The sequence below is a fragment of the Bordetella sp. genome (genome assembly GCF_051960075.1).
GTDB lineage: Bacteria > Pseudomonadota > Gammaproteobacteria > Burkholderiales > Burkholderiaceae_B > Bordetella.
Genome location: NZ_JBQCER010000075.1, coordinates 16,840 through 26,641, shown reverse-complemented (window position 1 = coordinate 26,641; position 9,802 = coordinate 16,840). Strand labels below are relative to the sequence as shown.

Here is a 9,802-nt window from a genome sequence, read left to right as displayed (position 1 = left end):
CTACCGCAGCGGCAGGCTACCCGTACCCTTGAAGTTGGCCTTCTTGAGCAGCGAGTCATACTGTTGGGACATCATGTAAGCCTGCACCTGCGCCATGAAGTCCATGGTAACAACAACAATAATCAGCAGGGACGTGCCGCCAAAATTGAACGGGACGTTCCAGTGCATGACCATGAACTCGGGCAACAGGCACACCAGCGTGATGTACAGGCCGCCGACCAGCGTCAGGCGCATCAGTATCTTGTCGATGAAGCGCGCCGTCTGTTCGCCAGGACGGATGCCGGGCACGAAGGCACCGCTCTTCTTCAGGTTGTCCGCCGTTTCACGGCTGTTGAACACCAGGGCCGTGTAGAAGAAACAGAAGAAGATGATCGCGACCGAGTACAGCGTGATGTAGAGCGGTTGGCGCGGCTGCAGCGCAGCGGCCAGATCACGCAGCCACATCATCTTGCCGCTGGCCGAGAACCAGCTCGTAACCGTTGCCGGGAACAGGATGATCGACGAGGCGAAGATCGGCGGAATCACGCCGGCCATGTTCACCTTGAGCGGCAGATGCGAGCTCTGACCGCCATACACCTTGTTGCCCACCTGGCGCTTGGCGTAGTTCACCGTGATCTTGCGCTGGCCGCGCTCGACGAATACGACGAAGGCAGTCACCAACACCACCAGGGCGATGATGAAGAGCGCCGACAGCACCGACATCGAGTTGGTTCGCACCAGGTCCAGCAGGCCGCCAAGTGCCGACGGCAGACCCGCGACGATACCGCCGAAGATCAGGATCGAGATGCCATTGCCCAGACCGCGTTCGGTGATCTGCTCGCCCAACCACATGACGAACATGGTGCCGGTGACCAGCGTGACCACGGTCGTGACGCGGAACACGATGCCCGGATCGACCACCAGACCGTGCTGCGACTCCAGCGCGACCGAGATGCCGACCGCCTGCACCAGCGCCAGCAATACTGTGCCGTAGCGGGTGTACTGGGTAATCTTGCGCTGACCCGCCTGGCCTTCTTTCTTGAGGGCTTCGAGCGAGGGCATCACCACCGCCATCAACTGCATGATGATGGAGGCGGAGATGTAGGGCATGATCCCCAGGGCGAACACGGAAAAGCGCGACAGGGCGCCGCCCGAGAACATGTTGAACAGTCCAAGGATCCCGCCCTGGTTCTGGCGGAACAGCTCCGACAGCGCATCCGGATTGATGCCCGGAACGGGAATGTGCGTGCCCAGGCGATAGACGACCAGGGCGAGCGCCAGGAACACGAGACGGCGCTTCAAATCGCCGTATCGGTCAGCCTTGCCAGGAGTCTGTGCTTTAGCCACGCGTCACCTCGAAATCATTCAGCAAGCGAACCGCCAGCCGCTTCGATCGCGGCGCGAGCGCCGGCCGTGGCGGAAATACCGCGCAGGGTAATCTTGCGCGACACTTCACCCGACTTGATCACTTTGGCGTAACGAACCTGCTGGCCGACCACGCCGGCGGCCTTCAGAGCCTGCACATCGATCTCGTCGATGGGCAGAGCCTGCAGGTCCGACAGACGGATCTGGGCGTACAGGTGCTGACCCAGGGGCGTGAAACCACGCTTGGGCAGACGGCGATGCAGAGGCATCTGGCCGCCTTCGAAACCAACCTTGTGGAAGCCGCCCGAACGCGACTTCTGACCCTTGTGGCCACGGCCGGCGGTTTTACCCAGACCCGAACCGATACCACGGCCGACGCGGCGCTTGGCGTGCTTGCTGCCCTCTGCGGGCTTGAGCGAATTGAGTTCCATAACCGTTCCTTAGACTTCCGAGACGGAGACGAGATAGTCCACTTTGCGGATCATCCCGCGGACCTCGGGCGTGTCGATCAGCACGCGGCTGCTATTGACCTTACCCAGGCCCAGGCCCTTGACGGTGGCGCGGTGATCGGCTTTCGTACCGATCACGGAGCGCACCAGCGTAACTTTGATCTGCTTCTGAGCCATGATTTACCCCAGGATCTCTTCGACGGTCTTGCCGCGCTTGGCGGCAACATCCGACGGCGTCATGGAAGCGCGCAGGCCGTTGAGCGTGGCGCGAACCATGTTGTAGGGGTTGCTCGAGCCGAGGCTCTTGGCAACCACGTTGCGCACGCCCATCACGTCGAAGATGGCGCGCATCGGGCCGCCGGCGATCACGCCGGTACCCTCGGCGGCGGGCGAGATCAGCACCGTCAAGGCGCCGTGCTTGCCGACCACGGTGTGATGCAGCGTGCCGTTCTTCAGAGCGACCTTGAACATGCCGCGACGAGCCTGTTCCATCGCCTTCTGGACCGAGACCGGCACTTCACGCGCCTTGCCCTTGCCCATACCGATGCGGCCATCGCCGTCACCGACCACGGTCAGCGCGGCAAAGCTCATGGTGCGACCACCCTTGACAACCTTGCTGACGCGATTGACCGCGATCATTTTTTCGCGCAGACCGTCGTCGTTCTCTTTCTCGGCGGCGTTCTTGCCTTGTACCTTAGCCATTTGACTGATCCTCGCTTAGAACTTCAGGCCGGCTTCACGGGCGGCGTCGGCCAGAGCCTTGACGCGACCGTGATAACGGAAGCCCGAACGGTCGAAGGCAACCAGCTCGATGCCGGCGGCCTTGGCTTTCTCGGCAACGCGCTTGCCCACCAGAGCGGCAGCGGCGGTGTTGCCGCCCAGGCCGGTCTTGCCGGCCAGCTCGGCGCGCACTTCGGCTTCCAGCGTCGAAGCGCTGACCAGCACGCGGTCGCCTTCCGGCGAAATGATGTTGGCGTAGATGTGCTGGTTCGAGCGGAAGATCGAGAGGCGATGCACTCGCAGCTCGGCGATCTTGCGACGGGTCGGAACCGCACGACGCAAACGGGAGAGTTTCTTGTCCATGATTCGTCCTTGCGTGCGCCGTTATTTCTTCTTGGTCTCTTTGATGACCACGCGCTCGTCCGCATAGCGCACGCCCTTGCCCTTGTAGGGTTCGGGTTCGCGATAGGCTCGGATTTCAGCGGCCACTTGACCGACGACCTGCTTGTCGGCGCCCTTGATGATGATTTCGGTCTGGGTGGGGCACTCGGCCTTCACGCCAGCAGGCAGCGCGTGCAGGCCGTCGTGCGAAAAACCCAGTTGCAGCTTGACGGCGTTGCCGGCGATCGACGCACGGTAACCCACGCCAACCAGCGTCAGTTTGCGCTCGAAGCCCTTGCTCACGCCGGTGACCATGTTGTTGACCAGCGCACGAATGGTGCCCGACATGGCGTTGGCGTGACGGTCTTCGCTCAGCGCGGCGAACGTCAGCTTGCCGCTATCCTGGTGGATGGCGACTTCGCCGGTCAGCGTCTGCGTCAGCGTGCCCAGCGGGCCCTTGACGGTGATCTGGCCGGCGCCGATGCTGGCTTCGACGCCCTTGGGCAGTTCGACCGGATATTTAGCGATACGTGACATGAGAATTGCTCCTTAGGCCACGTAGCACAGGACTTCGCCGCCCACGCCGTTGGCGCGAGCCTTGCGGTCGGTCATCACGCCGCGCGAGGTCGAAACGATAGCCACGCCCAGGCCGTTCATGACCTGAGGAATGTTGCTGCGGCCCTTGTAAATACGCAGACCGGGCTTCGAGACGCGTTCGATGCGCTCGATGACCGGACGGCCGGCGTAATACTTCAGGGTGATTTCGAGTTCAGGCTTGGCCTGGTCGCCCTTGACCTGGAAACCGTCGATGTAGCCTTCGTCAGCCAACACGGCGGCGATGGCCACCTTCAGCTTCGAGGAAGGCATGGCCACGGTGACCTTGTCAACTTGCTGCGCATTGCGAATGCGGGTCAGCATATCGGCGATGGGATCGCTCATGCTCATTTCTGTTCTCCTTACCAGCTGGCCTTGGTCATGCCGGGGATTTCGCCCTTCATGGCCATTTCACGCAGTTTGTGGCGGGTAAGGCCAAACTTGCTGAACACGCCGCGGGGGCGACCGGTGACGACGCAGCGGTTGCGTTGGCGCGAGGGATTGGCGTTGCGCGGCAATTGCTGCAGCTTCAGGCGAGCCTGATAACGCTCTTCGTCGGTCTTGGATTGATCGTCGATAATCGCTTTCAGTTCAGCGCGCTTGGCGGAGAATTTCTCGGCCAGCTTGGCGCGCTTGATGTCGCGATTGATGAGGGAAAGTTTAGCCACGTCAACAGCCCCTTAGTTACGGAACGGGAAGCTGAAGGCGGTCAGGAGCGCCTTGGCTTCTTCGTCGGTCTTGGCGGTGGTGGTGATGCTGATGTTCAGCCCACGCAGCGCGTCGATCTTGTCGTATTCGATTTCGGGGAAAATGATCTGCTCTTTCACCCCGATGTTGTAGTTGCCGCGACCGTCGAAAGCGCGACCGGAGATACCGCGGAAGTCGCGCACGCGAGGCAGCGCAACCGCGACCAGGCGATCGAGGAATTCGTACATACGCTGACCGCGCAGGGTCACCATGCAACCAATGGGGTAGTTTTCGCGGATCTTGAAACCGGCGATCGCCTTCTTGGTCTTGGTGATCACGGGCTTCTGGCCGGCGATCTTGGTCAGGTCGGACACGGCGTGCTCGATGACCTTCTTGTCGGCCACGGCTTCGGAAACGCCCATGTTCAGCGTGATCTTGGTGATGCGGGGCACCTCCATGACACTCTTGTAGCCGAACTGGGTCTTCAGGTCGCCGGCGACCTTGTTCTTGTAAAACTCTTGCAAGCGAGACATGTCTTATCGCCCCTTATGCCTTGACGCCGACGACGGCGCCATTGGAACGGAACACACGCACCTTCTTACCATCCACTTCCTTGAAGCCGACGCGATCGCCCTTGCCGGTGGCAGGATTGAACAGCGCGATATTGGAAACATGGATGGGCATCGTCTTGTCGACGATGCCGCCAGGCTGGTTGGCCATGGGGTTGGGCTTGGTGTGCTTCTTGACGACATTGATGCCTTCGACCAGGACATGGTCGACATCGACGCGGGACAGCACGGTGCCGCGGCGGCTCTTGTCGCGGCCGGTCAGCACGACGACTTCGTCGCCTTTACGGATCTTGTTCATCGTGGGCTCCTTACAGCACTTCGGGGGCCAGCGACACGATCTTCATGAACTTCTCGGTACGCAGCTCGCGCGTAACGGGTCCGAAGATGCGGGTGCCGATGGGCTCCAGCTTGGCATTGAGCAGCACGGCGGCATTGCCGCCGAAACGGATCAGCGAACCGTCTTTGCGGCGCACGCCCTTGGCGGTGCGAACCACCACGGCGTTGTAGATTTCGCCTTTTTTGACGCGGCCACGGGGGGCGGCGTCCTTGACGCTGACTTTGATAACATCGCCGATGCCGGCATAACGGCGCTTGGAGCCGCCGAGCACCTTGATGCACATCACAGAGCGTGCACCCGTGTTGTCGGCCACGTCCAGCGTGGTCTGCATTTGGATCATGATTTTTCCTGTTCCAACTTAGCTGAACTGCGCAAAACCGCTTCATTTAAGAACCGGGCTTGCTCATTCCAGCCAGTTTTGGTCCCGTAGGGCTCCTGGCGCGGCTCTCGCTGCCCCAGCAACCCGGGTTGAAATCTTGCGGAATTTCCTGTGTTTTCAAGTTGTTGGCGCGCGCGCTTTCGATGCATTCACGCGCCAGACCAACCATCCAGCACACTCCCCCCAAACTTTTTGGGGAAAGAGCTAAGCATTCTAGCGCGTCTTTCAGGGTTTACGCAAGTACTTTATCGCCATGTGGTTTAGACTGGTGGATGCCTGGCCACGAGCATGCGGTATTGCCGCGGTCGCCCCCCATTTTTCGGAGCCCGAACGCATCATGTACGAATCTCTAGCCCTCTATATCAACGGCGAATTCATCGGCGGCGACGGCCGCAAGACCGAAGACGTCGTCAACCCGGCCACCCAGGAGGTCCTGGGCCAGTTGCCCCATGCCACACAGTCCGATCTGGACCACGCCCTGGAATCGGCCCAGCGCGCCTTCGAATCCTGGAAACGCTCCTCGCCCATGGACCGCTCGGCCATCCTGCGCAAGGTCGCCGAGCTGGCCCGAGCCGGCGCCAAGGAGATCGGCCGCAACATGACGCTGGACCAGGGCAAGCCCCTGGCCGAGTCCGTCGGCGAGATCGTGTCCTGCTCCGAGCACCTGGACTGGGCCGCCGAAGAATGCCGCCGCCTCTACGGCCGCGTGATTCCGCCGCGCAACCCCGACGCGCGCCAGATCGTGGTGCGCGAACCGGTCGGTGTCTGCGCCGCCTTCACACCCTGGAACTTTCCCTATAACCAGGCCATTCGCAAAGTTGCCGCCGCGATCGCCTCGGGCTGCTCCATCGTGCTCAAGGGCCCCGAAGACTCGCCCAGCGCCATCATGGCGATCGCCCGCATGTTCCACGAGGCCGGCCTGCCCAAGGGCGTGCTGAACATCGTCTGGGGCAAGCCGGCCGAAGTCTCCGACTACCTGATCCGCTCGCCCATCGTACGCAAGGTCAGCTTCACCGGCTCCGTGCCGGTCGGCAAGCAGCTGGCGGCTCTGGCGGGCCAATACATGAAGCGCGGCACCTGGGAGCTGGGCGGCCACTCGCCCGTCATGGTGTTCGACGACGCCGACATCGACCGCGCCGCCACCATGCTGGCCAAGTTCAAGATCCGCAACGCCGGCCAGGTGTGCGTGTCGCCCACCCGCTTTTATGTGCAAAAGGGCGCCTATGACCAATTCCTGGCCAAGTTCACCGACGTGCTCAAGGGCATCAAGGTGGGCGACGGCCTGGAAGCCGGCACCGAGATGGGCCCGCTGGCGCACGAGCGCCGCGTCCCCGCGATCGAGCGCTTCGTCGAAGACTCGGTCAAACGCGGCGGCAAGATCGTGCTGGGCGGCGACGCGCCCGAGGGCAAGGGCTTTTTCTTCAACCCGACCGTGATCACCGGCCTGCCCGACGACTCGATGCTCATGACCGAAGAGCCCTTCGGCCCGATCGCGCCCGTGGTGCCCTTCACCGATATGGAAGAAGTACTCAAGCGCGCCAACAGCCTGCCCTTCGGCCTGTCGTCCTATGTGTTCACCAACTCGCTGCAAACGGCGACCAAGGTGTCCAACGGCATCGAGGCCGGCATGGTCAACATCAACCACTTCGGCAGCGCACTGGCCGAGACACCCTTCGGCGGCGTGAAGGACAGCGGCATCGGCAGCGAGGGCGGCACCGAGATGTTCGACGGTTACCTGGTGACCAAGTTCATCACCCACGTCTGACCCCTTCCCGCCCAGGGCTACGCCATGCGGAAAGAACCTGCCTTGCGATCGGCATCTTCTTTCTCGCGTGCCCTGGTTTCCAACATTGTCGGGCTGCTCCTCGCCCTCGGTCTGGCCCTGCTGATCGCCATCGCCTGGCAAGGCGTGGCCAGCACCGAGCGGGCTTCCCGGCAGGAAATCAAAGAGACGCTGGAGCGGTCTGCCGACCGCCTGCAGGCGCTGATCGACGCCGCGGAACTGACTGCCCGTTCCGTGGAACGCGTCGCACGCACGGATCAGGTAGGCTCGGCCACCCTTCTACCCGCCCTGCAAACTTTGCAGGCGGCATTCGAACAACAGCCGGACCTGAGCTATCTCGGTATCGTTCTGCCGAAAACCGGCGAATACGGAAATCTGGAGCGCACCGCCGATGGCGCCGTGCTGCTCTGGCTCTTTCCCGGCGACAGGCCGATCGACCCGACGGTACGCAACTTTGTCCTGACGGACAGGGGCTTCGTGCCGCATCTGCACTATCCCACCGACGGCTACGACCCGCGCAAACGACCTTTCTATCAGGCGGCGCTGGCAGACGGCGCGGCGGGCGGCATCTGGATGCCGGTCTATCGATGGGTGGTCCATACCGACACCCGCGAAGAACTCTGGGGATTCAGTTATGTGAAGGCCCTGCGCAACGGCGATGGAACGCTGCTGTGCGTGATAGATGCCGATTTCGACATGCCGGCCCTGAACCGTTTCCTGCGCTCTCTTTCGAGGGAATACCACGCGCAATTGCGTGTCGTGGAATTAGGGCCGACGCCGCGTCTGATCGGCGCTCCGGGCGCCAGCGCCATGCCGCTACCCCTGCCCAAAGAACTGGCGCAGCTCGCGCATCGCACCTCCGGCGCCGAGATTTCCGTCGACCGAATTTCACTGGACGGCACGGCGCAATGGGTGGGCGCGCGCCGAATTCAACTCAAGGGCGGCATGTCATGGCTGCTCGTCGTTTCGCGCGCGGCACCGTTCATCGAAGCGCCCTTGCGCCGCCAGCTCTATGAGGTGCTGGGCATGGGCCTGGCCATTGCGCTGGGCCTGGTGCTGCTTTCCGTACGCATTGCACGCCGCTTCGGCAAGCCTCTGGCCGAATTGGAAAGGCGCGTGGCAGCCATCGGCCAGCCTGCGCCGGACGAATCGCAGGCCCGCGAGCCTTCGTCGGTAAACAGCTTTCTGGAAACCCGGCGTCTGGGCGAATCGCTGGATCGAATGATCGCGGAGCGCAAGCAAGCGGAAGCGAATCTGCGCACCATGGCGATGTACGACCACCTGACCGGTCTGGCCAACCGCAACCTGATCGAGGAACAGATCGCGACGGCCATCGCGCATGCCCGGCGACACGGCACGCTGCTGGCGCTGCTCTATATTGATCTGGACCGATTCAAGGTCATCAACGACGGCTACGGCCATCTGTTCGGCGACGCCGTGCTTCAGGCCGTGGGCCAGCAGCTGGCCATACTGGTGCGCCAGCACGATACGGTGGCCCGGCTCGGCGGCGACGAGTTCCTTATCCTCCTGACCCATCTCACGCGATCGAGCGACGCAGGCCTGGTTGCGCGCAAGATCGTCGCGTGCCTGGACCGCCCGCTCGTTGTGCAAGATCGGAAAATCCATCTTTCAGGCAGCGTAGGCGTGAGCGTTTTTCCCAAGGACGGCGAGACAGGCCAGACCTTGGTCGACAACGCCGATATGGCGATGTATCGAGCCAAAGAACTGGGCCGCAACAATTGGCAATTCTTCGCGATCGGCATGAGCCTGGAGACCCAGTACCGCGTCGACCTGGAAATAAAGCTTCGAGCCGCGGTCGGCGCAGGCCAGCTGCACCTGGCCTATCAACCCAAGATCAACCTGGACAGCGGCCGCATCACCGGTTGCGAAGCGCTGCTGCGCTGGCGCCATCCCGAACTGGGCGACGTGCCGCCGGATCAGTTCATTCCCATCGCTGAAGACTCAGGCCTGATCGTGCCTATCGGCGACTGGGTATTGCGCACGGCCTGCATCCAGGCTCGTGCCTGGATCGACGCCGGACTGCCTGGCATCTGCGTCGCGGTAAATCTTTCGGTGCGCCAGTTCCTGCAGCAGGACGTGGCAGCCTGGGTGGCGCGCACGCTGCACGATACGCAACTGCCGCCCGGGTGTCTGGAGCTGGAACTTACCGAGAGCCTGATCGCGCAGGACGTCGAGAACGTCATCGCAACAATCGACGCGGTCAAAAGGCTCGGCGTAAAGCTGTCCATCGACGATTTCGGCACGGGGTATTCCAGCCTCAATTACCTGAAACGTTTCCGCGTGGATACGCTCAAGATCGATCAGTCCTTCGTTCGCAACATGCTGACCGAAAAAGAGGACGAAGCCATCGTGCAGGCCATGATCGCCCTGGCCCACACTCTTAAATTCAAGGTGATTGCCGAAGGTGTCGAAACCGAGCAGCACTGCCGCTTCCTAAGCCGGCACAACTGCGACGAAATCCAGGGCTACTATTTCAGCGCACCCGTCACGCCGGACGAATTCGCAGTCATGCTGCGCACGGACAAGCGCCTGATCTGA

At 62.2% G+C, this 9,802-nt stretch carries 13 protein-coding genes; 2 read left to right on the top strand and 11 right to left on the bottom strand.

Annotation, left to right across the window (positions count from 1 at the left end; translation table 11 throughout):
• The 11 genes from secY to rplN are packed head-to-tail and all read right to left on the bottom strand — an operon-like array spanning window position 1 to window position 5,421.
• Window positions 1-1,326, bottom strand: a complete 1,326-nt coding sequence (gene secY, locus ACTHJ1_RS12750; protein WP_440192907.1) for a preprotein translocase subunit SecY — start codon at window positions 1,324-1,326, stop codon at window positions 1-3.
• Window positions 1,327-1,340: 14 nt separating this feature from the next.
• Complete coding sequence (gene rplO / locus ACTHJ1_RS12745) at window positions 1,341-1,775, bottom strand: 50S ribosomal protein L15 (RefSeq protein WP_440192905.1); 435 nt, start codon at window positions 1,773-1,775, stop codon at window positions 1,341-1,343.
• A gap of 9 nt (window positions 1,776-1,784) precedes the next feature.
• Entirely contained in the window at window positions 1,785-1,970 is a 186-nt protein-coding gene (gene rpmD, locus ACTHJ1_RS12740; protein WP_330914753.1) for a 50S ribosomal protein L30, read from the bottom strand.
• 3 nt (window positions 1,971-1,973) lie between these two features.
• Window positions 1,974-2,495, bottom strand: a complete 522-nt coding sequence (gene rpsE / locus ACTHJ1_RS12735; protein WP_440192903.1) for a 30S ribosomal protein S5 — start codon at window positions 2,493-2,495, stop codon at window positions 1,974-1,976.
• A gap of 15 nt (window positions 2,496-2,510) precedes the next feature.
• Window positions 2,511-2,876: a 50S ribosomal protein L18 gene (rplR, locus tag ACTHJ1_RS12730; RefSeq protein WP_330914751.1), complete on the bottom strand. Its 366-nt coding sequence runs from the start codon at window positions 2,874-2,876 to the stop codon at window positions 2,511-2,513.
• Between the two features lie 21 nt (window positions 2,877-2,897).
• Complete coding sequence (gene rplF, locus ACTHJ1_RS12725) at window positions 2,898-3,431, bottom strand: 50S ribosomal protein L6 (RefSeq protein ID WP_440192901.1); 534 nt, start codon at window positions 3,429-3,431, stop codon at window positions 2,898-2,900.
• Between the two features lie 12 nt (window positions 3,432-3,443).
• Window positions 3,444-3,839, bottom strand: coding sequence for a 30S ribosomal protein S8 (gene rpsH, locus ACTHJ1_RS12720; RefSeq protein ID WP_440192899.1), 396 nt, complete (start codon window positions 3,837-3,839; stop codon window positions 3,444-3,446).
• Window positions 3,840-3,850: 11 nt separating this feature from the next.
• Window positions 3,851-4,156, bottom strand: a complete 306-nt coding sequence (gene rpsN, locus ACTHJ1_RS12715; protein WP_440192897.1) for a 30S ribosomal protein S14 — start codon at window positions 4,154-4,156, stop codon at window positions 3,851-3,853.
• 12 nt (window positions 4,157-4,168) lie between these two features.
• Entirely contained in the window at window positions 4,169-4,708 is a 540-nt protein-coding gene (rplE, locus tag ACTHJ1_RS12710; RefSeq protein ID WP_440192895.1) for a 50S ribosomal protein L5, read from the bottom strand.
• Between the two features lie 13 nt (window positions 4,709-4,721).
• Window positions 4,722-5,042, bottom strand: a complete 321-nt coding sequence (gene rplX, locus ACTHJ1_RS12705) for a 50S ribosomal protein L24 (protein WP_440192894.1) — start codon at window positions 5,040-5,042, stop codon at window positions 4,722-4,724.
• A gap of 10 nt (window positions 5,043-5,052) precedes the next feature.
• Entirely contained in the window at window positions 5,053-5,421 is a 369-nt protein-coding gene (gene rplN / locus ACTHJ1_RS12700) for a 50S ribosomal protein L14 (RefSeq protein WP_019937378.1), read from the bottom strand.
• A 376-nt stretch (window positions 5,422-5,797) separates the two neighbouring features.
• Here rplN and ACTHJ1_RS12695 point away from each other — a divergent pair, with 376 nt between their 5' ends.
• Together ACTHJ1_RS12695 and ACTHJ1_RS12690 are read left to right on the top strand one after the other, a co-directional pair.
• On the top strand, window positions 5,798-7,225 hold the full coding sequence (locus ACTHJ1_RS12695) for an NAD-dependent succinate-semialdehyde dehydrogenase (RefSeq protein WP_440192891.1): 1,428 nt from the start codon (window positions 5,798-5,800) through the stop codon (window positions 7,223-7,225).
• 42 nt (window positions 7,226-7,267) lie between these two features.
• Complete coding sequence (locus tag ACTHJ1_RS12690) at window positions 7,268-9,802, top strand: bifunctional diguanylate cyclase/phosphodiesterase (protein WP_440192889.1); 2,535 nt, start codon at window positions 7,268-7,270, stop codon at window positions 9,800-9,802.